This is a genomic window from Ferrimonas balearica DSM 9799, from assembly GCF_000148645.1.
GTDB lineage: Bacteria > Pseudomonadota > Gammaproteobacteria > Enterobacterales > Shewanellaceae > Ferrimonas > Ferrimonas balearica.
Genome location: NC_014541.1, coordinates 253,054 through 276,705 on the forward strand (window position 1 = coordinate 253,054; position 23,652 = coordinate 276,705).

Annotated in this window: 17 protein-coding genes, 5 tRNA genes and 3 rRNA genes; 20 read left to right on the forward strand and 5 right to left on the reverse strand. The window is 56.7% G+C overall.

All coding sequences use genetic code 11. The features are described 5' to 3' along the window. Positions 1–43 precede the first annotated feature (43 nt). Positions 44–925, reverse strand: coding sequence for an alpha/beta fold hydrolase (locus FBAL_RS01185; RefSeq protein WP_013343751.1), 882 nt, complete (start codon positions 923–925; stop codon positions 44–46). 5 nt (positions 926–930) lie between these two features. Next, the gene (locus tag FBAL_RS01190; RefSeq protein ID WP_013343752.1) at positions 931–2,052 is read right to left on the reverse strand and encodes an acyl-CoA desaturase; all 1,122 of its coding nucleotides are present in this window, start codon (positions 2,050–2,052) and stop codon (positions 931–933) included. Between the two features lie 141 nt (positions 2,053–2,193). On the opposite strand from FBAL_RS01190, the gene fabR reads away from it, so the two are divergent. After that, positions 2,194–2,787, forward strand: coding sequence for an HTH-type transcriptional repressor FabR (fabR, locus tag FBAL_RS01195; RefSeq protein WP_013343753.1), 594 nt, complete (start codon positions 2,194–2,196; stop codon positions 2,785–2,787). Positions 2,788–2,826: 39 nt separating this feature from the next. On the opposite strand, the gene FBAL_RS01200 is transcribed toward fabR, so the two are convergent. Then, positions 2,827–3,624 (reverse strand): Crp/Fnr family transcriptional regulator, encoded by a 798-nt coding sequence (locus FBAL_RS01200; protein ID WP_013343754.1) that lies wholly within the window; start codon positions 3,622–3,624, stop codon positions 2,827–2,829. A 433-nt stretch (positions 3,625–4,057) separates the two neighbouring features. Between FBAL_RS01200 and FBAL_RS01205 the strand changes: the two genes are divergently transcribed. From FBAL_RS01205 to FBAL_RS01220, 4 genes are all read left to right on the forward strand, one after another. Then, entirely contained in the window at positions 4,058–6,604 is a 2,547-nt protein-coding gene (locus tag FBAL_RS01205) for a DMSO/selenate family reductase complex A subunit (RefSeq protein ID WP_013343755.1), read from the forward strand. Positions 6,605–6,616: 12 nt separating this feature from the next. Then, positions 6,617–7,294: a DMSO/selenate family reductase complex B subunit gene (locus FBAL_RS01210; protein WP_013343756.1), complete on the forward strand. Its 678-nt coding sequence runs from the start codon at positions 6,617–6,619 to the stop codon at positions 7,292–7,294. Between the two features lie 67 nt (positions 7,295–7,361). Next, complete coding sequence (locus FBAL_RS01215; protein ID WP_013343757.1) at positions 7,362–8,024, forward strand: TorD/DmsD family molecular chaperone; 663 nt, start codon at positions 7,362–7,364, stop codon at positions 8,022–8,024. Further along, on the forward strand, positions 8,024–8,491 hold the full coding sequence (locus FBAL_RS01220) for a hypothetical protein (RefSeq protein WP_013343758.1): 468 nt from the start codon (positions 8,024–8,026) through the stop codon (positions 8,489–8,491). The genes FBAL_RS01215 and FBAL_RS01220 overlap by 1 nt, the downstream gene beginning before the upstream one ends. 31 nt (positions 8,492–8,522) lie before the next feature. On the opposite strand, the gene trmA is transcribed toward FBAL_RS01220, so the two are convergent. After that, positions 8,523–9,617 carry a tRNA (uridine(54)-C5)-methyltransferase TrmA gene (gene trmA, locus FBAL_RS01225; RefSeq protein ID WP_013343759.1) on the reverse strand — a complete coding sequence of 365 codons (1,095 nt, stop codon included), beginning with the start codon at positions 9,615–9,617 and terminating at the stop codon, positions 8,523–8,525. A 170-nt stretch (positions 9,618–9,787) separates the two neighbouring features. On the opposite strand from trmA, the gene murI reads away from it, so the two are divergent. From murI to birA, 7 genes are all read left to right on the forward strand, one after another. Further along, a complete protein-coding gene (gene murI, locus FBAL_RS01230; RefSeq protein WP_013343760.1) occupies positions 9,788–10,564 on the forward strand; it encodes a glutamate racemase in 777 nt (258 codons plus the stop codon). 405 nt (positions 10,565–10,969) lie between these two features. Further along, positions 10,970–12,522, forward strand: a 16S ribosomal RNA gene (locus tag FBAL_RS01235). Positions 12,523–12,807: 285 nt separating this feature from the next. Then, a 23S ribosomal RNA gene (locus FBAL_RS01240) occupies positions 12,808–15,696 on the forward strand. Between the two features lie 91 nt (positions 15,697–15,787). After that, positions 15,788–15,902, forward strand: a 5S ribosomal RNA gene (gene rrf / locus FBAL_RS01245). The 16S, 23S and 5S rRNA genes sit together here with 1 tRNA gene alongside, the layout of an rRNA operon. A 14-nt stretch (positions 15,903–15,916) precedes the next feature. Then, positions 15,917–15,993 (forward strand) — tRNA-Asp (locus FBAL_RS01250). 1,165 nt (positions 15,994–17,158) lie between these two features. Continuing rightward, positions 17,159–18,187 (forward strand): UDP-N-acetylmuramate dehydrogenase, encoded by a 1,029-nt coding sequence (murB, locus tag FBAL_RS01255; RefSeq protein WP_013343761.1) that lies wholly within the window; start codon positions 17,159–17,161, stop codon positions 18,185–18,187. A 3-nt stretch (positions 18,188–18,190) separates the two neighbouring features. Then, positions 18,191–19,153 carry a bifunctional biotin--[acetyl-CoA-carboxylase] ligase/biotin operon repressor BirA gene (gene birA / locus FBAL_RS01260; RefSeq protein ID WP_013343762.1) on the forward strand — a complete coding sequence of 321 codons (963 nt, stop codon included), beginning with the start codon at positions 18,191–18,193 and terminating at the stop codon, positions 19,151–19,153. On the opposite strand, the gene coaA is transcribed toward birA, so the two are convergent. Beyond that, a complete protein-coding gene (gene coaA / locus FBAL_RS01265) occupies positions 19,150–20,088 on the reverse strand; it encodes a type I pantothenate kinase (protein ID WP_013343763.1) in 939 nt (312 codons plus the stop codon). The two genes, birA and coaA, sit on opposite strands and share 4 nt — an antisense overlap. Positions 20,089–20,311: 223 nt before the next feature. Here coaA and FBAL_RS01270 point away from each other — a divergent pair. From FBAL_RS01270 to rplK, 8 genes are all read left to right on the forward strand, one after another. Further along, positions 20,312–20,387: transfer RNA gene (locus tag FBAL_RS01270), tRNA-Thr, on the forward strand. Positions 20,388–20,392: 5 nt separating this feature from the next. Further along, a tRNA-Tyr gene (locus tag FBAL_RS01275) sits at positions 20,393–20,477 on the forward strand. Between the two features lie 33 nt (positions 20,478–20,510). Continuing rightward, a tRNA-Gly gene (locus FBAL_RS01280) sits at positions 20,511–20,585 on the forward strand. A gap of 9 nt (positions 20,586–20,594) precedes the next feature. Next, positions 20,595–20,670, forward strand: a tRNA-Thr gene (locus FBAL_RS01285). Positions 20,671–20,768: 98 nt separating this feature from the next. After that, positions 20,769–21,953: an elongation factor Tu gene (gene tuf / locus FBAL_RS01290; protein WP_013343764.1), complete on the forward strand. Its 1,185-nt coding sequence runs from the start codon at positions 20,769–20,771 to the stop codon at positions 21,951–21,953. A gap of 222 nt (positions 21,954–22,175) precedes the next feature. Continuing rightward, positions 22,176–22,547, forward strand: coding sequence for a preprotein translocase subunit SecE (secE, locus tag FBAL_RS01295; protein ID WP_013343765.1), 372 nt, complete (start codon positions 22,176–22,178; stop codon positions 22,545–22,547). 4 nt (positions 22,548–22,551) lie between these two features. Beyond that, the gene (gene nusG / locus FBAL_RS01300; RefSeq protein WP_013343766.1) at positions 22,552–23,097 is read left to right on the forward strand and encodes a transcription termination/antitermination protein NusG; all 546 of its coding nucleotides are present in this window, start codon (positions 22,552–22,554) and stop codon (positions 23,095–23,097) included. 124 nt (positions 23,098–23,221) lie between these two features. Continuing rightward, a complete protein-coding gene (gene rplK / locus FBAL_RS01305; protein ID WP_013343767.1) occupies positions 23,222–23,650 on the forward strand; it encodes a 50S ribosomal protein L11 in 429 nt (142 codons plus the stop codon). Positions 23,651–23,652 lie beyond the last annotated feature (2 nt).

Sequence of the window (23,652 nt, forward strand, 5' to 3'; positions counted from 1 at the left end):
AAAGCGGGCTCAGGCCCGCTTTTTTTGTCTCGCTTTATTCGGTTCAGTCGGACAGCGCCATCGCCTCCAGTACGGCTTGTGGGGCTTCCAGCTGAGGGTAGTGGCCCACGCCGGGCAGGGTGACCACCCGGCCATGGGGGCAGAGCTGGCGGAAACGGTCCACCAGGGTTTGCCCTGAGATGGGGTCGGCCAAACCGTCGATTAGGGTCAGCGGGCCCTCCGTGCGCTGCAGGGCATCCACCCAGCGGGTGCGATGCTGACGGCGCTCCGCCATGTACTGGATCAGGCCGGGGATCACCCGTTGGCCCCGCTTCAGACAGAGCAGTTGCCACAGTGTGTCCAACTCCGCTTCCGTGGGTGGGGTTTCTCCCCAAATCCGCCTTAGGCTGGCTTTAAAGCGCCGCTCTCCCAGCAGCCGGGCCAGCAGCGGGCCCACTGGGCCCGCCATCAGCCGCTGAATGGGTAAGGGGCGGTGGGCTTCTGGAAACAGGCCGCCGTTAAGCAGGGTAACGGAATGCCAGTGCACTCCGGTGCTGCCCTCCAGCTGCTGCGCTAGCAGCTCCTGAGTCACGGTATCACCGTAATCGTGGGCCAGAATATGGGCCGCACCGAGGCCCAGTTCGGCCATCAGGTCCAACAGCATCCGGGCCTGATCAGCAATGCAGTAGCGGTGGGGGTGAGGTTTGTCGCTTAAGCCGAAACCGAGCATATCGGCGCTGAGCAACTGGTAGTGCTGTGACAGGGTGGGCCAGAGGGCCCACCAGTCCCAGCTGGCGGACGGGAAACCATGCACCAGCAGCAGTACCGGCTTACCCGGATTGGGCTGGTATCGGTAAAACAGGGCATGGCCACGCCAGTGAAAGGTGGCGCCCGCCGCTTGCCACTGGTCCAGGGTTGGGGGCAGGGTGGGCGCGCTTCCGGTCATAAGGATCAGGCCACCTGGGCGTGCAACTGGGCGCGCAGGGCCTGCCATTGGCGTTTTTGCTGCTGGAAGGTCTGGCGCAGCTCATTCAGTCGGGCGCGGGTGGAGCGATCCAACTCATGTTTGTGCAGCTTCAGCTGGCGCTGTTTCTCACCGTAATAGCGCTGAAGCTCGGCCAGCAGGCGCTCGTACTCCTCCTCCAGCTTCGCCAGCCACTCACTGGCACTGTGGTGCTCAGCTAACAGGCGTTGACTGGATTGCAGCTGCATCGCCAGGCGGGCGGATTCGATTCGCTCTGTCGGCACACGGCGCAGGTCCTTGGCCAGACCCAGTTTGGCCAGGCCGCGGATCAGCCACTTGGTGGGGTCAAAGTGCCACCAGCGGATGCCGTTACGGTAGTCGTACTCAAAGGTGTGGTGGAAGTTGTGGTAGCCCTCTCCGAAGGTGGCCAGGGCGATAAAACCGTTGTCGCGGGAGCTGTGTTTGTCACTGTAAGGCTGGCTGCCCCAAATGTGGGCCAGCGAGTTGATAAAGAAGGTGCCGTGGTGCACCAACACCAGGCGCAGTACCCCAGCCAGCAGCAACATGCCCAGGATGTCACCAGTGAGCCAACCGATGAAGGCCGGCAGGGCGATGTTGGTGGCGAACACCCACTTGCCGTAGTGGTTGTGTTGATTCATCACGATGGGATTCTTCTGCAGGTCGCGGACATTGTTGTAAATATCCGGGGTAACCTGTTGATACTCGCGCAGCATCCAACCGATGTGGCTGTACCAGAATCCCCGGCCAGCGGAGTAGGGGTCGCGCTCGTTGTCGTCCACGTGTTTATGGTGCCGACGGTGGTCAGAGGCCCAGTGCAGGATGGAATTTTGCATCGCCATGGCGCCACCGATGGCCAACACCCACTGCACCACCGGATGGGTGCTGTAGGCCTTGTGGGACCACAGGCGGTGGTAACCGGCAGTGATGGACAGGCCACTCCAGGCCCAGAACAGCAGCGCCACCCAAAGCGCTTCGCTTTGGTATCCCTGCCACAGGCCGTAAAGCGGCACCGCGATCAGGGCGGTCAGGAACGTCAATGCGAAGATGGCGCTATTGACGAGGATGAGACGGGGCTTGTTATCAGTCATTGGTTTCGTTCTATTTTTAGCTTACAACTGTTAGCCATTTTCGTCACAACCGAAGAAAAAGCAAGCATCGGACGGGCCGGGATGCGAAATGGCAGCGAACAGGGTACTATCTGCCTGTTTTGCCGAATTGGGATAAGAATCATGGGGATCCGAGCCCAGCAGAAAGAGAAAACCCGGCGCGCACTGGTTGATGCCGCGTTTAACCAGCTCAGTGCCGAGCGCAGTTTCTCCAGCCTGAGCCTGCGCGAAGTGGCCCGCGAGGCCGGCATTGCCCCAACCTCCTTCTACCGCCATTTCAAGGACATGGAAGAGCTGGGTCTGACGATGGTGGACGAGGGGGGCCTGACCTTGCGCCAGCTGATGCGCAAAGGTCGTCAGCGTGCCGCAGAGGGGGGAAGCATCGTGCGGGTCTCTATCGAGACCTTTATTGAGTTCATCGACAGCAACCCCAACGTATTCCGCCTGTTGCTGCGTGAACGCTCCGGAACCTCGGCGGCGTTTCGCTCCGCGGTGCAGCGTGAGATTGAACACTTCACTGCTGAACTGATCGAGTACCTCCAGGCCACCACAGACCTGACGCCGGAAGTGGCCCACGCACAGGCTGAAGCGATGGTGATTCTGGTGTTCAGCGCCGGCGCCGAAGCGATGGATATGAACCCGAAAAAGCGCAAGGTGCTGGCGGAACGACTGGTGCTGCAACTGCGCATGATCATCAAGGGCGGCAGCGCGCTGTAACGCCCGATTCGGCACGCGGGGTGGGCACCCCGCGTGCCGTTATCCGCCATTGTTGAGCGTAATCAGGTTGCCGGCGCGGAACTTCGACATATTGTTGGACTGGCAACCGTTGGCGTCCTCCCGCCCCAGAGGGCAGGGCGACAGCGGATGGAAGTAGTCGACCCGAACCTGCAGCTTGTTTCCGACCCGCCTGACCAGACCCTGCTTCTTCAGCTCCCCCAGCATCAGGTCCAGCTTGATCACACTGATATGAAGGATATCCGCAATCTCTTGCCGGGTGAGCTTGAGGTGAACGGTGAGCCATTGTTGGGAGAAGTCGGTATCCAGCACGACCAGAGTGTCGAACAGAAATTTGAGTAACTTATCTTCGGGAGAGGAGGTAAGGAGAAAGACAGCGAGGGTGGTTTGTCGCTCAGTGTAGTAAGCAGCATCAAGAGTGAATTGAGAAAAAAGGTCCGGACGCGTTTGCACTAATTCCCGGATTTTTTGCTTGTTAATTACGATGATTTCGCTGTCTCTGGCGGCAAATATTCCTTTGCAGCACGTACAGTTATCATCAAACAGCAAGTGATAATCAGCGAGTCTGTTGGGGAATATTACAGTGATGAACTTGGGCTTTGAGTAGTTGTTGGTTCGTGTTGTATAAAAAAGTAATCCCTCTCTGAGAAACACAAAACTATTAATCAGTGTTTTTTTAGGGACGGTATCCCCTTTTGCCAAATTGACGCTTTCTCCGTGAGTCAGGAAGAACGTGAGGATGCTGTCATCCACCTTCCCCGGGAAAAAGATGGTCGCCTTTTCCTTCATTCCAGCATTAAGCGATACCGCTCTGACCATGGTTACCCCCACTAACGTGACGCTTCCGGCCGTGATTTCAAGGGGCTGCCGTCATCAGTCTGAAGCTGGCCCCGTCGAGATTTAGCATGCTACTCACTTGGCGGGAGCATGGGATGGATGTGTTTTCATTCTGTTACAACAGTCACATTTAATTCGTCGAACTCCATATCGATATAGACGTTTCTGCTTTGGCGCTTTGTTTCAATTTAGCTGGGCCGGGATTGCAAAGTAGGGCGAATTAACCTGCATCGTATTGATTCACATTGATACATTTCGAATATTGAATGCATAGCGTTTTTGCACTCTCAGAGATTCGATCGTTATCAGCCGCAGGGGCATTCTCCACCACTTTTTCCTTGCAATAACAGGGCAGTAATCGCTCGAACAATCAGAGCGATACCGTCCGCAGGCTAAAAAGCGAAGGACATTGAGGATGGAACGTAGAAACTTTCTGAAACTGAGCGCGGCGTTCGGCGCCACAGCCACCGTCAGTGGCTGCGGCAACAGTGGTAGTGACAAACCGACAGAGCCACCGAAACCCCCTGTTGAGTCTGGCGAGGTGTTGAACTGGTCAGCCTGTCTGGTGAACTGCGGTTCTAACTGCCCGATCAAGGTGTACAGCCAGGACGGCATCATCACCCGCATTGAGGCAGACCATGAAACCACCGATGAGTATGGGGTGAACCATCAGGTTCGGGCCTGTCCTCGTGGGCGTTCGCTGCGCCAGCGCACCTATGCAACGGATCGCCTGCGCACTCCGATGAAGCGGGTGGGCAAACGGGGTTCCGGCGAGTTTGTGGCGATCAGCTGGGAGCAGGCTCACTCCGAAGTGGGTGCCAAGCTGAAACAGATCAGCGAAAACTACGGGCCGGAAGCGATCTACATGCATTACGGCACCGGCGCTTATTACGGCTTCTCGTCCAATGTGGCCACCTGGGGACGGCTGTTGAACCTGAATGGCGGGTTCCTCGACCACCACTGGGATTACTCCTGGGCAGGCATCTATGCCGCCTGTATGGCGACCTACGGCGACCAGTGGGACAGCCTGGTGGGCAGCAGCCTCAGTGATATCGTCCATTCCGACCTGTTTGTTGGTTTTGGCTTTAACCCGAACGAGATCCGCATGAGTGGCAGTGGCGAAGGCTATGACTTCGTCAAGGCACTGGAGCAAAACCAGAAGGGTATAAAAGTCTGGATGGTGGAGCCGCGCTATACCGACTCGATGCGGGGCAACGAGGATGAGTGGCTGGCGATTCGCCCGGGGACAGACGCCGCGCTGGTGGAGGCGGTGATTTACGAGATGATCCAGTCTGGCTGGGTCGACCAGAACGCCAAGTCCTTCCTTGACCGGTATGCGGTGGGCTATGACCGCGCTTCTCTGGTTCAAACCAAAGCAGCCATTGAGCAAAACGACGACGCCTTTATCGCGTCTCACGCTCAGTACATCGACCCGGATCAGAACTATCACGACTACATCATGGGCCAGGGTGCCTTCGCGGCCGATGGGGCGAAAACCCCTCAGTGGGCGGCGGCGATCTGCGGGGTGCCGGAAACGCGCATCAAGCAGTTGGCGCAAGCCATCATGGCGGCTGATGCTCCCTATATCATCGCGGGAGCCGGGATCAGCCGTCACGCCAATGGCGATCAGGCCACCCGGGCGGTCTACACCCTCGCCATTATGACCGGCAAGATCGGTCAGGCGGGTGTAAACAGCGGTGCCATGCCGTTGACCTATGGATTTGGGGTGGCGGGGATGCCTACCGGCACCAACCCGGTGGACATCACCATTCCGGTCTTTACCTGGTCGGAAGCGGTGGTGCGGGGTGAAACCTTCACCGGCACCAATAAAGGCGTGCGTTACAAGGTCAGCGGCACACAGGAGAGGGTGGACAACAACCCGGCGGCGCTGGGCACCAACATCAAAGCGATCATCAACTGCGCCGGTAATGCCCTGATCAATCAGCACTCTGACAGCAACGCCACGGCAGCGATCCTTGAGGATGAGTCCCTTTGCGAGCTGATTGTGGTCAGTGATTGTTGGATGACGCCCTCCGCCAAGTTTGCCGATTACCTGCTGCCGGACAGCACCTGGCTGGAGAGTGAGGACTACGCCAGCGACAGTTATGCCGCCGGGCAGATGGCGTACGCCACCTTTATGAGCACCTCATTGAAGCCGCTGGGGGAGTCCCGGTCGATGTTTGATATCTGCGCCGGTATTGCCGACGCGATGGGGGTAGGGGAGCAGTTCACCGAAGGGCTGACGGGCAAGCAGTGGTGCGAAAAGCTGTACCAGAAAACCCGCGAGATGCACCCGGATGTCGATATGCCGGAAAGCTACGAAGCCGCCCAGAAGGTTGGGGTGTTCCGCAAGTATATGCCGGCACCGTATGTGGCTTATCAGGCCTACATTCAGGACCCGGAAGCCAACCCGCGGCCCACCCTCTCCGGCAAGTTCGAGATCTTCTCCCTGTCCCTGGCGCGTAAGGCCGCCACCTGGGAGCTGCCCAGCGGCGATCAGATCACGCCACTGCCCCAATATGTGGTGACCTGGGAGGGCTACGAGGATCAGGAAGCGATCGATGCGGGTTACCCGTTGCAGCTGTGTGGCTACCACACCAAGGGCCGTACCCACTCCAGTTTCCATAACGTTCCCTGGCTGCGTGAAGCGGTGGAAGACGCCGTGTGGCTGAACCCTCTCGATGCGGCGGAGCGGGGAATTAACGATGGAGATCGGGTCCATGTCTACAACCCACGCGGCACCATTGAGCTGCCTGCCCGCCTGACACCCCGTGTCACGCCTGGCGTGTGTGCGCTTGGGCAGGGGGCCTGGTATCAGCCTGATCCGAGCGGCAAGCTGGGGCCATCTGGCCATGTGGTGGATATCGGCGGTTGCATCAACACGCTGACCAAGGTCCACCCCTCACCGGTGACCAAAGGAAACCCACAGCACACCAACCGGGTGCAGGTACAGAAGGCTTAAGGGGGATTGAAGATGAGCAACAGCACTCAATACGGTTTCTACTTTGACAGCAGTAAATGCACCGGCTGCAAAACCTGCCATATCGCCTGTAAAGACCGGATGGTGGGGATAACCCGCAACAAAGATGATGTGGTCAATGCCGGTGTGGCAGATCTGCCCGGCATGCTGTGGCGGCGGGTGTATGAGTATGGCGGGGGCAGCTGGTCGCAAAACAGTGATAACAGCTACAACCAGAATGTCTTTGCTTACTATGCCTCGCTGGGTTGTAACCACTGCTCCGAACCGGTTTGCGTCAAAACCTGCCCTACCGGAGCGATGCACAAGCGTGAACAGGATGGCCTGGTGTTGGTGGATGAGTCCCTCTGCATCGGCTGTCAGAGCTGTGCGCAGGCCTGTCCTTACGATGCTCCGCAGATCGATGCGGCCCGTAAGATCATGACCAAGTGCGATGGCTGTCATGACCGACTGGAGCAGGGCCGCAAGCCCATCTGTGTTGAAAGCTGCCCTTTGCGGGCACTGGATTTCGACACCATGGAGAACCTGCGCCATCGCTATGGCGAGGGGGACGGGCACTTTGCACCGCTACCGGCAGCGTCGATCACCCAGCCAAACCTGATCGTCAAGGCACCGAAACACGCCCAGGCCAGCGGTTCCTCTGCGGGCAAGGTTCTTAACGTTCGCGAGGTGTAATCGACCATGCAGAGGCGCTGCGGCTTGTGGCGTCTCTGCGTTTTCGTTTTCAGGGAGAAGCACGCTGATGTTGGCGAAATCACAGTTGGAAGGGTTGGAAGCTGGGGCCCACCTGTTCCACTCCATTTTTATGAAGGCGCCAGAGCGCCACACCGTTAATCAATTGCAGGATAAGAGCTTAATCTCAGCCTGGTCGGAGATTGGGGGCGCCGGTGAGCGCACAGAAACGGGCCTGGCCCTGTTATTGCAGTTTGTGGAGCAGTGGCAGGCCAGCGACATGCAGCTGGTGGCCCTGAAGCTGGACTTCAGCCGCCTCTTTATTGGCCCGGGCCAGCCTTTGGCTCCGCCCTGGGGGTCGGTCTACCTTGACGCCTCGTCGCTGTTAAACAGCGAATCCACTTTGGCGTTTGCGGAATTTCTGCGTCAAAACGACATCCGAGTGGCACAGCAAAGCAACGAGCCGCTCGACCATATCGGCATACAGTTCGTGGTATTGGCTTTTTTGTTGAGCCAGTTGGCTGAGAAACCCGGCTGTGACACGGCGTTGAATCGCAGTAAAACGCTGCTTTCCGACTTTATGCTGCCCTGGGCCGACCGTTGCCTTGAGCTGGCGGAGTATCAGGCAAACACACAGTACTACAAAGGGTTTGTGGTACTGGCGCGTCAGTACTTGCTGCACCTAAGGCGGCTGTTTGGCGTAGGCGATACTGCCGTGCCGCTGTTTCACTGATGTCATTTATCGGAGCGGTTGGGCAGCAATGGCAAAAGGCCCAACTGTCACAGCGCTTGCAGCTGGCCCTGATGCCGCGCCCTTCACTGAACTATCTGTTTACCGGTGCCACTGACAGGGAGACATTGAGCCACCTGGTGGCGGCTTTGGTGTTTAGCGAAGGCAAGCCCGATTGGCTGGTGCTGGATGCCGAACATGAGCGGCAACCACTCTCCGCCTGGGACACCATGGACTGCCTTCTGCTCAGCTGCACTCTTTTGTCCACCCGTGCCTGCAGTCCTGAGGGGCTGAGCCAGGCCGAGCAACTGGTGATGACGCTGGCAGAGGTGTGGGCGTCGGAGCTGGAGCGCCATGTTGACCATGGTGACGCCAAACGGGATGGGTGCGAGGCTCTGTTACGGCTTATCGCGGCCCTAAAGGTGCAACAGCAGGTACGACGCCAGCGTTCGAGGAACATGACCGGGTAAAAAAGAAGGCCGCATTATGCGGCCTTCTTTTCTATTTGATGCGCTCCAGCAGCACACCCGCTTCCATATGGTGGGTGTAGGGGAACTGATCGAACAGTGCCAGACGACTCAGCTTGTGGGTTTGGCTGAGGGTCTTCAGGTTCTCCAGCAACGTCTCCGGATTGCAGGAGATATAGAGGATGCGGTCGTAGCCCTGCACCATCTTTTCGGTCGCCGGGTCGAGGCCGGCGCGCGGCGGGTCAACAAAGATGGTGTTGCAGCGGTAGCCGGACAGGTCGATCCCCTTCAGACGCCGGAACTCGCGCACCCCGTTGATGGCGTCGGTAAAGTCCTCGGCAGACATCCGCAGGATGGTGACGTTATCGATGTTGTTCTTGGCGATGTTGTACTGTGCCGCTTCCACCGACGGCTTGGCCAGTTCAGTAGCCAGAACTCGCTCAAAGTTCTGTGCCAGCGCCAGAGAGAAGTTACCGTTGCCGCAGTACAGTTCCAGCAGGTCGCCATCGCTGTTACGGGTCGCATCGACCGCCCACTCCAGCATCTTCTCGGCGACCTTGCCGTTGGGCTGAGTAAAGGCGTTCTCGATCTGACGATAGTGGTAAGGCTGGCCATGGACGTGCAGCACTTCGTCGACGTAGTCCTGCTCCAGAGTGACCTTTTGCTTACGAGCGCGACCGATAAAGTGCACCTTGTTGTCCCAGCGGGCGCGCAGTTCACGAATGGCATCACACCAGGCGTCGTCCAGCTGGCGGTGGTAGAGCAGACTGATCACCAGCTCACCGCTGAGGGTGGAGAGGAAATCCACCTGGAACAGCTTGCGGCGCAGTACCGGGTCCGGCTTCAGGGCTTCGATCAGGCGCGGCATGTATTCATTGATCAACGCGCTGGCGGGCAGGTATTGGGTCACCTCTACCTTGGCCTGCTGGGTTTGATCGAACATGATGTAGTTCAGGTCATCACCGTCGTGCCAAACCCGGAACTCGGCGCGCATACGATAATGCTCAGGCTCGGATGGAAACACCTCCAGCTCCGGCGCGTTAAACGGCGCAAACAGCGCACGCATGCGCTCGCATTTTTCATCGAGCTGGGTTTGATATTGACGGGGATCGAGGGCAGCCAGATCCATCAGGGTCTCCAGTGAGCTTGTTCTTTAAAGGGGGCAAATTCTAATCACCCGGCGCGGCAAGTCCAGCACTGTGACGGGGTATGCTGCCAGACCGGGACAACGTCAGTGGAACACAGTAGGATCCACTCAGCACTCTGTTTACTGATTCTAACGGCTAATACCAATAACTCATGGGCGCAATCCTACTCTTTGATTCCGGCCTTGGTGGCCTCACCATTTACCAGCATATCCGTCAGGCGTTGCCGAATCGGCGGTACCGCTACCTGGCAGACAACGCCCGTTTCCCTTATGGCGAACTGGCACCGGATGAATTGGTGCAGGGCTGCGTTGACCTGATCCGGGCGCAGATGGCCGAGGAGCCGATCGATCTGGTGGTGATCGCCTGTAACAGTGCCAGCACCCTGGTATTGGAACCATTGCGAGCGGCCATCGACTGTCCGGTGGTGGGGGTCGTGCCCGCCATCAAGCCGGCGGCAGCCATGAGCCACCGTAAAGTGATCGGCTTGCTGGCGACCCCGGGCACTGTACGTCGTCCCTATACCGATGAGTTGGCCGCCCAGTTTGCTGCGGACTGCGAATTGGTCCGCCTCGGCAGCAGTGAATTGGTATGGCTGGCGGAGCAGAAGCTGGCGGGGCAACCGGTGAGCTGCAGTCAGCTGGAGCCCATCCTTGGCGAATTTCTGCAACGCCAGCCGGATGTCGTGGTGTTGGGCTGTACCCATTTCCCTCTATTAAGGGAGGAGATCGGCCAGGTATTGGGGCCTCAGGTGCGCCTGATTGACTCCGGTGCGGCCATTGCCCGGCGGGTCAGCCAGCTTTTGGGCGGTGAAGAGAAGGAAGGGGCCGTTTTTGCCGCCTCGTTTTTCCATACTGGGGAGGCGCCGGCGCCCTCAGCAACCGTTTATTTGCGGGAACAGGGCTTTTCCAACGTGGAAAAATGGCGCTAAAACCCCCAATCTGCTCGGTTGCTAGGCGAGTTGGTCGGTAACTGCGCAGTCGAAACGTTTTTCTTAAATTCCCCCTTGCCGCCGCCGAATTCCGCCCTATAATGCGCTCCCTGTCGACGGGGCAAAGCGGAACACAAAACGCTGAGCCACCAAGGCCTCCAAGAGGTCCTGGTTAAAACTTAGACGGTCGGAAAGGAAAGTGAAAAACGCCCTTGACGATGACGGAGAAACGCGTAGAATGCGCCTCCTGCCTCGAGTGAGGCAACGCTCTTTAACAAGTTATCAGACAATCTGTGTGGGCACTCACGCAGTGTTGAGAAATCATCATTTTCTCGATGCTACTGAGTGACACCAAGTTAATTCAGTATTCATTGAGTAGCTTCTACGGAAGCAAATCAAAATCTTTAATTGAAGAGTTTGATCATGGCTCAGATTGAACGCTGGCGGCAGGCCTAACACATGCAAGTCGAGCGGCAGCGACAACATTGAACCTTCGGGGGATTTGTTGGGCGGCGAGCGGCGGACGGGTGAGTAATGCTTAGGAATTTGCCCAGTCGAGGGGGACAACAGTTGGAAACGACTGCTAATACCGCATACGCCCTACGGGGGAAAGCAGGGGCTCTTCGGACCTTGCGCGATTGGATAAGCCTAAGTGAGATTAGCTAGTTGGTGAGGTAATGGCTCACCAAGGCGACGATCTCTAGCTGGTTTGAGAGGATGATCAGCCACACTGGGACTGAGACACGGCCCAGACTCCTACGGGAGGCAGCAGTGGGGAATATTGCACAATGGGCGAAAGCCTGATGCAGCCATGCCGCGTGTGTGAAGAAGGCCTTCGGGTTGTAAAGCACTTTCAGCGAGGAGGAAAGGTTAGTGGTTAATACCCGCTAGCTGTGACGTTACTCGCAGAAGAAGCACCGGCTAACTCCGTGCCAGCAGCCGCGGTAATACGGAGGGTGCGAGCGTTAATCGGAATTACTGGGCGTAAAGCGCATGCAGGCGGCCAAGTCAGTCAGATGTGAAAGCCCCGGGCTTAACCTGGGAATTGCATTTGATACTGCTTGGCTAGAGTCCTTGAGAGGGGGGTAGAATTTCAGGTGTAGCGGTGAAATGCGTAGAGATCTGAAGGAATACCAGTGGCGAAGGCGGCCCCCTGGCAAGAGACTGACGCTCAGATGCGAAAGCGTGGGGAGCAAACAGGATTAGATACCCTGGTAGTCCACGCCGTAAACGATGTCTATTAGGAGTCTGTGCCCTTGAGGCGTGGGTTCCAAAGCTAACGCATTAAATAGACCGCCTGGGGAGTACGGCCGCAAGGTTAAAACTCAAATGAATTGACGGGGGCCCGCACAAGCGGTGGAGCATGTGGTTTAATTCGATGCAACGCGAAGAACCTTACCTACCCTTGACATCCAGAGAACTTACCAGAGATGGTTTGGTGCCTTCGGGAACTCTGAGACAGGTGCTGCATGGCTGTCGTCAGCTCGTGTTGTGAAATGTTGGGTTAAGTCCCGCAACGAGCGCAACCCTTGTCCTATGTTGCCAGCGCGTAATGGCGGGAACTCATGGGAGACTGCCGGTGATAAACCGGAGGAAGGTGGGGACGACGTCAAGTCATCATGGCCCTTACGGGTAGGGCTACACACGTGCTACAATGGTCAGTACAAAGGGTTGCCAACTCGCGAGAGTGAGCCAATCCCATAAAGCTGGTCGTAGTCCGGATTGGAGTCTGCAACTCGACTCCATGAAGTCGGAATCGCTAGTAATCGTGGATCAGAATGCCACGGTGAATACGTTCCCGGGCCTTGTACACACCGCCCGTCACACCATGGGAGTGGGCTGCAAAAGAAGTGGGTAGTTTAACCTTCGGGAGGACGCTCACCACTTTGTGGTTCATGACTGGGGTGAAGTCGTAACAAGGTAGCCCTAGGGGAACCTGGGGCTGGATCACCTCCTTAACGACATGAATTCTTGCCTGCGTCGAGTGTTCACACAGATTGTCTGAGTCAATGCGAAAGTGTTGATTTGGAACCGTTCTTTAACAATTTGGATAAGCTGATAAATTTCTCGAGAAATTGTAAGAGTAAACTTCTTGCAAGTGTCTTGATATCCGGCGACTCAGCGAAAGCTGAGTAACGAAACATTTGGTTGCGTCATATGCGTAATGTGCTTTGCAAAGCTCATTACGGTTGCAACGAGATTTGGTTCTACCAAAGCTCAAGCAAGACCCCTTGGGGTTGTATGGTTAAGCGACTAAGCGTACACGGTGGATGCCTTGGCAGTCAGAGGCGATGAAGGACGTGCTAACCTGCGAAAAGCTCAGATGAGGCGGTAAGAGCCACTTGAGTCTGAGATGTCCGAATGGGGAAACCCGGCACCATAAGGTGTCATCAGTTACTGAATACATAGGTAACTGAGGCGAACCTGGGGAACTGAAACATCTAAGTACCCAGAGGAAAAGAAATCAACCGAGATTCCCTTAGTAGCGGCGAGCGAACGGGGATTAGCCCTTAAGCATTGAGGAAGTTAATGGAACAAGCTGGAAAGCTTGGCGACACAGGGTGATAGCCCCGTACATGAAAACGACCACAGTGTGAAATCGAGTAGGACGGGACACGTGTTATCTTGTCTGAACATGGGGGGACCATCCTCCAAGGCTAAATACTCCTGACTGACCGATAGTGAACCAGTACCGTGAGGGAAAGGCGAAAAGAACCCCTGTGAGGGGAGTGAAATAGAACCTGAAACCGTGTACGTACAAGCAGTAGGAGCCCTTCGAGGGTGACTGCGTACCTTTTGTATAATGGGTCAGCGACTTACATTCTGTAGCAAGGTTAACCGAATAGGGGAGCCGTAGGGAAACCGAGTCTTAACTGGGCGAATTAGTTGCAGGGTGTAGACCCGAAACCCGGTGATCTAGCCATGGGCAGGTTGAAGGTGCCGTAACAGGTACTGGAGGACCGAACCGACTAATGTTGCAAAATTAGCGGATGACTTGTGGTTAGGGGTGAAAGGCCAATCAAACCGGGAGATAGCTGGTTCTCCTCGAAAGCTATTTAGGTAGCGCCTCGTGTCTCACCATTGGGGGTAGAGCACTGTTTGGGCTAGGGGGTCATCCCGACTTACCAACCCCATGCAAACTCCGAATACCAATGAGTGCAATCACGGGAGACACACGGCGGGTGCTAACGTCCGTCGTGGAGAGGGAAACAACCCAGACCGCCAGCTAAGGTCCCAAAGTTATCGCTAAGTGGGAAACGATGTGGGAAGGCTTAGACAGCTAGGAGGTTGGCTTAGAAGCAGCCACCCTTTAAAGAAAGCGTAATAGCTCACTAGTCGAGTCGGCCTGCGCGGAAGATGTAACGGGGCTAAGCGATACACCGAAGCTGCGGAAGCACACTTGTTGTGCTTGGTAGAGGAGCGTTCTGTAAGCGGTTGAAGCGGAATTGAGAAGTTCCGTGGACGTATCAGAAGTGCGAATGCTGACATGAGTAACGTTAAAGCGGGTGAAAAACCCGCTCGCCGGAAGACCAAGGGTTCCTGTCCAACGTTAATCGGGGCAGGGTGAGTCGGCCCCTAAGGCGAGGTCGAAAGACGTAGTCGATGGGAAACGGGTTAATATTCCCGTACTGCTGATTACTGCGATGGAGAGACGGAGAAGGCTAGGCCAGCACGGCGTTGGTTGTCCGTGTTTAAGGTAGTAGGCGGTGAACTTAGGCAAATCCGGGTTCGCATAACGCTGAGAGCTGATGACGAGTCACTACGGTGATGAAGTGGTTGATGCCATGCTTCCAGGAAAATCTTCTAAGCTTCAGGTAATTAGCAACCGTACCCCAAACCAACACTGGTGGTCAGGTAGAGAATACCAAGGCGCTTGAGAGAACTCGGGTGAAGGAACTAGGCAAAATGGTACCGTAACTTCGGGAGAAGGTACGCTCCTGCCGGTGATGAGACTTGCTCTCTAAGCTAGTGGGAGTCGCAGATACCAGGTGGCTGCAACTGTTTATCAAAAACACAGCACTGTGCAAACTCGTAAGAGGACGTATACGGTGTGACGCCTGCCCGGTGCCGGAAGGTTAATTGATGGGGTTAGTTTTCGGACGAAGCTCTTGATCGAAGCCCCGGTAAACGGCGGCCGTAACTATAACGGTCCTAAGGTAGCGAAATTCCTTGTCGGGTAAGTTCCGACCTGCACGAATGGCGTAATGATGGCCACGCTGTCTCCACCCGAGACTCAGTGAAATTGAAATCGCTGTGAAGATGCAGTGTACCCGCGGCTAGACGGAAAGACCCCGTGAACCTTTACTACAGCTTGGCACTGAACATTGAACCTACATGTGTAGGATAGGTGGGAGGCTTTGAAGCAATGACGCCAGTCGTTGTGGAGCCGTCCTTGAAATACCACCCTTGTATGTTTGATGTTCTAACGTTGGCCCCTTATCGGGGTTGCGGACAGTGCCTGGTGGGTAGTTTGACTGGGGCGGTCTCCTCCCAAAGAGTAACGGAGGAGCACGAAGGTTGGCTAATCATGGTCGGACATCATGAGGTTAGTGCAAAGGCATAAGCCAGCTTAACTGCGAGACAGACACGTCGAGCAGGTACGAAAGTAGGTCTTAGTGATCCGGTGGTTCTGAATGGAAGGGCCATCGCTCAACGGATAAAAGGTACTCCGGGGATAACAGGCTGATACCGCCCAAGAGTTCATATCGACGGCGGTGTTTGGCACCTCGATGTCGGCTCATCACATCCTGGGGCTGAAGTCGGTCCCAAGGGTATGGCTGTTCGCCATTTAAAGTGGTACGCGAGCTGGGTTCAGAACGTCGTGAGACAGTTCGGTCCCTATCTGCCGTGGGCGTTTGAGAATTGAGAGGGGCTGCTCCTAGTACGAGAGGACCGGAGTGGACGAACCTCTGGTGTTCCGGTTGTCACGCCAGTGGCATTGCCGGGTAGCTAAGTTCGGAATCGATAACCGCTGAAAGCATCTAAGCGGGAAGCGAGCCTCAAGATGAGTTCTCACTGACTCCTCGAGAGTCCTAAAGGGCCGTCGAAGACTACGACGTTGATAGGCAGGGTGTGTAAGCGTTGTGAGGCGTTGAGCTAACCTGTACTAATGACCCGTGAGGCTTAACCATACAACACCCAAGTGGTTTTGTTTGTCGGATATCCGACCTTGTAAGAAGCTCTTACATCGAGAAACAGCTTTTCCGAATTGTACGATTTTTGCCTGGTGGCAATAGCGTCGTGGCCCCACCTGATCCCATGCCGAACTCAGAAGTGAAACGCGACCGCGCCGATGGTAGTGTGGCAGTTGCCATGCGAGAGTAGGTCACCGCCAGGCTCCATTTTAAGTGCGGAGTGGTAGTTCAGTTGGTTAGAATACCGGCCTGTCACGCCGGGGGTCGCGGGTTCGAGTCCCGTCCACTCCGCCATCTATAACGAAGAACCCAGCCTAACGGCTGGGTTTTTTCGTTTCTGGCTTTTGGACGGTGTCGAGGTTCGTGCGTCCACTGCGTTGGTAACACATCCATGTGGGATCCCTCCTGTCGGCATCCCTGCCTCCAGCTCACAGGACTGCGATGCGTCGCATCGGTTCCTGTTCGCCCCTGGTGCTCCCCTCCGCTCGGCATCCCTGCCTCGCGCTCAAGTGCTGCGTTGCTTTGCAACGGTCACTTTCGCCCACTCCGCCATCTATAAAGAGAAAGCCTGAGGCTGGGCGCCCCCTTCGAAAGAGTCAGGCTTTTTTCTTGTCCGCTCCCCGGTGCTGCGCACGGGTCGCGGCGCCTTAAAAACACATCCCTGTGGGATCCCTCCTGTCGGCATCCATGCCTCCACCTCGCCGAACTGCGATGCGTTGCATCGGTTTCGACTCGCCCTAACGGCTGGGTTTTTTCGTTTCTGGCTTCTGGACGGTGTCGAGGTTCGTGCGTTCACTGCGCTGGTAACACATCCTTGTGGGATCCCTCCTGTCGGCATCCCTGCCTCCAGCTCACAGGACTGCGATGCGTTGCATCGGTTCCTGTTCGCCCCTGGTGCTCCCCTCCGCTCGGCATCCCTGCCTCGCGCTCAAGTGCTGCGTTGCTTTGCAACGGTCACTTTCGCCCACTCCGCCATCTATAAAGAGAAAGCCTGAGGCTGGGCGCCCCCTTCGAAAGAGTCAGGCTTTTTTCTTGTCCGCTCCCCGGTGCTGCGCACGGGTCGCGGCGCCGTAAGAACACATCCCTGTGGGATCCCTCCTGTCGGCATCCCAGCATCCACCTCACAGGACTGCGATGCGCTGCATCGGCTCCTGTTCGCCCCACTGACATTCTCTCTGTGGGCGGCGATATGGCAGGTCTGTGTCGGTTCTTAAATCGGTGATAGTAATGGCTGTGGGCATCCGGGCGATGAATTTCACAGTTTCCACAATCCTGGTTTTTGTTCGGATCAGCGCAAGCTTCTCTTTCTTCGTTGGTTTCCCGCTTTATACTCTCTGTCAGCTATTGAGGGCTGGTGAAAAGATGTACAGGGTGGTCGACCTGACCCCCGAGATTACGTAGACTTCGCCTTCTTTTTGTTTTTGTCGCTTCGGCGCCTTTCGATGGAATCAACCTGACTGTGCCTGCTTCTGTGATTTTTGATGCGGATCTGGCCGAACACCACACGTTCGGCATTTCAGTGCGTTCTCGTGCCCTGATGGTGGTAGACAGCGTGGCTGCGCTGGCCAATGCCTACCAGGCCGAGGCGTGGCGCGCGCTGCCCAAGCTGGTGGTCGGCGGTGGCAGCAATCTGTTGTTCACTGAGGATTTCGACGGACTGGTGATTCTGAACCGCATCGCCGGTCGCGAGGTGTCCGAAAGCGCGGATCACTTCCACCTGCACCTGGGGGCCGGTGAAAACTGGCATGAGGTGGTGGCCTGGTCGCTTGAGTCGGGTATGCCGGGGCTGGAAAATCTGGCGCTGATCCCGGGCACCGTAGGAGCGGCTCCCGTACAAAACATTGGGGCCTACGGCGTTGAGCTGGCTGACTTCTGCGAATACGTCGACTACTGGGATTGTGAGTCTGCCGAGCGGGTTCGCCTGAGCGCAGAGCAATGCCACTTCGGTTATCGTGAGTCGGTCTTTAAAGCCGGGCTGAAAGGGCGAGCCGTGGTGGTGGCCGTTGGCCTGAAGCTGAGCAAACACTGGCAGCCAAAACTGGGTTATGGTCCGCTCAGTGCCTTGGGGGTGGACACCACACCTCAGGCGATCTTTGATGAGGTGTGCCGGGTTCGCGCCAGCAAGCTGCCTGATCCTAGTGCGTTGGGTAACGCTGGCAGCTTCTTTAAAAACCCGGTGATCAGTGAAACCCTGTTCAGTCACCTGCAACAGGGCCATCCCCAAATCCCCAGCTATCCGGCGGGGGAGGGGCAGATTAAGGTGCCTGCCGGTTGGCTGATCGACAATGCGGGCCTTAAGGGTTACCAGGTTGGCGACGCGGCGGTGCACACCGAACAGGCGCTGGTGCTGGTGAATCGCGACAAGGCGAGCTCGGCTGAGGTAACGGCGTTAGCGCGTCATGTTGTTGCGACGGTGTCGGAGCGTTACGGCATCGAGTTAGAGCCGGAAGTTCGCATTCTGGATGCACAGGGAAAGGCAGGCTGGTAAACCATGTTGTCGACGATTCGTCAGCAGTTGATCGCGGCGTTGGCCGATGGTCAGTTTCATTCCGGCGCCCACCTTGCCGAGCAACTCGGTGTGTCACGGGCGGCGATCCATAACCACATTGAAGCGTTATCAACCCTTGGGCTGGATCTTTACCGGGTTAAGGGCAAAGGCTACCGCCTGGCTCAGCCTCTGAGTCTGCTCAGCGCTGACCATATCGGTGTGGCTGAGCGTCCCGCCCCTCTGCACCTGCTGTGGCAGGTGGACTCCACCAACGCCTTTTTGCTGGCCCGTGCCAAGCAGTGCCGCAATGGTGAGGCGTGCCTGGCTGAGATGCAGACCGGTGGCCGTGGCCGACGTGGCCGTACCTGGGTGTCGCCAATCGCCTCCCACCTCTATCTCTCTTACTTCTGGCGTCTGGAGCAGGGTTTGGCTGCGGCCGGCGGACTGAGTCTGGCGGTTGGGGTGATGCTGTGTGAGGCGCTGGAGTCGCTGGGGGTATCCGGCCTGACACTGAAATGGCCCAACGACATCTATCTCAATGGGCGCAAGCTGGCCGGGATTCTGGTTGAGGTATCGGGTCAGCAGGGGGAAGCCTGCGAACTGGTGATTGGCTGTGGCGTCAATGTGACGATGCCAGAGTCGATGGCCGCGTTGATAGACCAGCCGTGGGCCGATTTGGCCGGGGAGGGCATTGCGCCGTCCCGCAGCGAGTTGGCGCGCCGGGTGTTGGAACACCTCGATGCCGGTATGCGGGATTTTGAGCTGGAGGGGCTGACGCCGTTCGTTGCCCGCTGGCTGGCGCGGGATCAGTTTGCCGATACACCGGTAAAGCTGCTGCTGGGCAACCAGGAGGTGATCGGCGTGGCACGGGGTATCGACCCTCAGGGCCATCTGTTGCTGGCCCTGCCGGATGGGACGGTAAAGCGGTTTGCCGGTGGTGAACTGAGTCTGCGCCCGAGGGATTAACCGCGCAGGCGGATCTTCTCAATGCGGTGATGCTCGCCTTTGCTGAGGATCAGCGTGGCCCGCTCACGGGTGGGCAGAATGTTGTTGTTCAGGTTGGGCCCGTTGATGTCATCCCAGATTTTACTGGCGGTCTTACGGGCTTCCCCTTCACTCAGCTGGGCGTAGTGGTGGAAATAGGAGTTTGGATCCTTAAACGCACCGTCACGGAAGCTGATAAAGCGGTCGATGTACCAGGACTTCAACAGTGACTCCGGCGCATCCACGTAGATGGAGAAGTCGACAAAGTCGGAAACAAAGGGACGATCACCGTCCGGATAGTCCATACCGCTCTGCAGGACATTCAACCCTTCGAGGATCAGGATGTCCGGATTGTTGATCTCCTGCTGGGTGTTCTCTATGCGGTCATAGCTCAGGTGAGAGTAGAGCGGGGCCGCGGTACGGCGACCTGACTTCACCTCTTTGACAAAATCCAGCAGCATGCGAATGTCATAGCTTTCCGGGAATCCCTTGCGCTTGAGCAGGTCCCGGCGCTTGAGCTCTTCCAGCGGGTAGAGAAAACCGTCGGTGGTGACCAGTTCCACCTGGGGATGCTCGGGCCAGCGTTGCAGCAGGGCCTGCAGGATACGGGCGGTGGTGCTTTTCCCAACCGCTACCGAACCGGCCACGCTGATGATGTAGGGCCCTTTGGAGGGGCGGCGCCCTAAGAATTGCTGAAGGACGTCTCCGCGGCGCTGGCTGGAGTGAACGTACAGATTCAGCAGTCGGGACAGCGGCAGGTACACCGCTTCAACCTCTTCCAGAGAAACGCTCTCGTTGATACCCCGCAGTCGCTCCAGCTCCTCTTCGCTCAGCGGAAGAGGAACGGCATCACGCAGTGCGGCCCACTCACGACGGGAAAATCCCTGGTAGGCACCGAGTTTGGTCTGGGCGTTCAAAAGTGTCGTTTCTCCATAGTTTGCGACCGCGACATTACCCTAACCACCGGCAAAGGTACAGCACCGATACTTCCTCAATCGACTCGAATTTTGCAGGGGGAATAACGCCAAAATGGATGCTCAAAAGCTCACCAGTCAAACGTTTTGGCGGTTTTTTTTTGAAAATCCTATTGCGCTGATTCGGCCGTTTTCCTATCATGCGCTCCGCACATTAGTGCACAGTGCCGGCATAGCTCAGTTGGTAGAGCAACTGACTTGTAATCAGTAGGTCCCGAGTTCGACTCTTGGTGCCGGCACCATCTCCGGAGGGGTTCCCGAGTGGCCAAAGGGAGCAGACTGTAAATCTGCCGGCTCCGCCTTCGTAGGTTCGAATCCTACCCCCTCCACCACTTTCTCCCTGGCGCGATGTCCGAGGGGAAATCGCGGGCATCGTATAATGGCTATTACCCTAGCCTTCCAAGCTAGAGATGCGGGTTCGATTCCCGCTGCCCGCTCCAACTTCCAGTGCTGATATAGCTCAGTCGGTAGAGCGCACCCTTGGTAAGGGTGAGGTCCCCAGTTCGAATCTGGGTATCAGCACCACTCCTCTCGCATCATGCCGATTTTTCCTTGTTATACTCAATCTCCGAGTACCAAAAGCCCAGTGGCAGCGTCCACTTCGTTTGGATCGAGGCAAACCCATGTCTAAAGAAAAATTTGAACGTACGAAACCCCACGTTAACGTAGGCACCATCGGCCACGTTGACCACGGTAAAACCACCCTGACCGCTGCTATCACCAACGTTCTGGCCAAGGCCCACGGTGGCCAGGCTCGCGCGTTCGATCAGATCGATAATGCCCCGGAAGAGCGTGAGCGTGGTATCACCATCGCCGCTTCTCACGTTGAGTACGACACCGATACCCGTCACTACGCTCACGTTGACTGCCCTGGTCACGCTGACTACGTGAAGAACATGATCACCGGTGCAGCCCAGATGGACGGCGCGATCCTGGTTTGTGCTGCTACTGACGGCCCGATGCCGCAGACCCGTGAGCACATCCTGCTGTCCCGCCAGGTTGGCGTACCGTACATCATCGTGTTCCTGAACAAGTGTGACATGGTGGATGACGAAGAGCTGCTCGAGCTGGTTGAGATGGAAGTTCGTGAACTGCTGTCTGAGTACGACTTCCCGGGCGACGACACTCCGGTTATCCAGGGTTCTGCACTGAAAGCGCTGGAAGGCGACGCTCAGTGGGAAGCTAAGATCCTGGAACTGGCCGACGCGCTGGACACCTACATCCCTGAGCCGGAGCGTGCGGTAGACGGTGCATTCCTGCTGCCGATCGAAGACGTATTCTCCATCCAGGGCCGTGGTACCGTAGTTACCGGTCGTGTTGAGCGTGGTATCGTTAAAGTTGGCGACGAAGTCGAAATCGTTGGCATCAAAGAGACCGCCAAGACCACCTGTACCGGTGTTGAGATGTTCCGCAAGCTGCTGGACGAAGGCCGTGCTGGCGAGAACTGTGGTGTTCTGCTGCGTGGTACCAAGCGTGAAGAAGTTGAGCGTGGTCAGGTTCTGGCTCAGCCGGGCTCCATCACCCCGCACACCAAGTTCACCTCTGAAGTGTACGTTCTGTCCAAAGAAGAAGGCGGTCGTCACACCCCGTTCTTCAAAGGCTACCGTCCTCAGTTCTACTTCCGTACCACCGACATCACTGGCACCATCGAGCTGCCGGAAGGTGTTGAGATGGTAATGCCGGGTGACAACATTCAGATGACTGTTACTCTGATCGCTCCGATCGCGATGGAAGAAGGCCTGCGTTTCGCTATCCGTGAGGGTGGCCGTACCGTAGGTGCTGGTGTTGTAGCGAAGATCGTTGAGTAATCAACGGCAGCTGTAAACCAGAAAAGGGCGCCATTCGGCGCCCTTTTTGCATTTGCGCGGGTTGGTCGTCTTGTCAGCGATGACGAGAATGCATAGAATCTAGGGCTGCTTTTTTGCCGGTGGATGGCCCAGTGAAGGCGTTCCAACTGCAGCTGCCGGCCTACCAACACCCGCTGGACGAAACCAGCCGGGTGTTACAGACTCGAATACGGGATTGTAGTAATGAGTACCAATACTGAAAACCAGGGCAGCTCCATGGACACTCTGAAGTGGGGTCTGGTGGTAGTGATCCTTGCCGCTGCTGTGGTGGGCAACCACTACTTTGCTGCTGAATCTGTGCTGATCCGCGCCATTGGCGTGGTTGTCGCGATCGCCATCGCGCTGTTTGTTGCCGCTCAAACTGAGAAAGGCAAAGCGGCCTGGGCGTTTGCGCAGGAATCCCGCAATGAGGTTCGCAAAGTGGTATGGCCGACCCGCCAAGAAACGGTTCAGACCACTCTGATCGTTTTTGCCGCCACCGCGTTTATGGCGTTCTGCCTCTGGCTGCTGGATATGGGCCTGGTGTGGATCGTTAATCTGATTACAGGGGTATAACTGAATGTCTGAGCAACCGAAAATGCGCTGGTATGTGGTGCAGGCTTTCTCCGGTTTTGAGGCGCGTGTAGCCCAATCCCTGAAAGAGCACATCCAGATGCATGGCATGGAAGAATTTTTTGGCGAGGTGCTGGTGCCCACCGAAGAGGTGGTTGAGATGCGTGCCGGTCAGCGTCGCAAGAGCGAGCGCAAGTTCTTCCCTGGCTACGTGCTGGTTCAGATGGTAATGAACGATCAATCCTGGCATCTGGTGCGCAACGTACCGCGCGTGATGGGCTTTATCGGCGGTACTTCCGACCGTCCGGCGCCGATCACTGAGAAAGAGGCAAACGCCATTCTCAACCGTCTGCAGGAAGCGACCGAATCTCCGCGTCACCGCACCATCTTCGAACCCGGTGAAGTGGTTCGTGTTACTGATGGTCCGTTTGCGGACTTCAACGGTACCGTGGAAGAGGTGGACTACGAGAAGAGCCGCCTGAAGGTGTCCGTAATGATCTTTGGTCGTTCCACTCCGGTGGAGTTGGACTTCGGTCAGGTCGAGAAGTCCTGATCAAAAGATCATCAAGAAAGCGTTTGTCCTGGGGCGGCGAATTTGGCTATAATTCGCCGCCCCTTTTTCATCGGGGAGCCGAAACACGTGTTCGGCGCTTGAACCCAAATTGAGGTAATTACTCATGGCTAAGAAAGTCCAAGCCTACATCAAGCTGCAGGTTGCAGCTGGTGCCGCTAACCCGTCTCCGCCGGTAGGTCCGGCTCTGGGTCAGCACGGCGTAAACATCATGGAATTCTGTAAGGCGTTTAACGCTCGTACAGAAAAACTGGAAAAAGGTCTGCCGATCCCGGTTGTGATCACCGTTTACGCTGACCGTTCCTTCACCTTTGTTACCAAGACCCCGCCGGCTTCCGTTCTGCTGAAGAAAGCCGCTGGTCTGAAGTCTGGTTCCAGCCGTCCTAACACTGAGAAAGTGGGTACCATCACCATGGCTCAGGTTAAAGAAATCGCTGAAACCAAGGCTGCTGACATGACTGGTGCGGACATCGATGCAATGGCTCGCTCCATCGCTGGTACTGCCCGTTCCATGGGCCTGGTAGTGGAGGATTAATC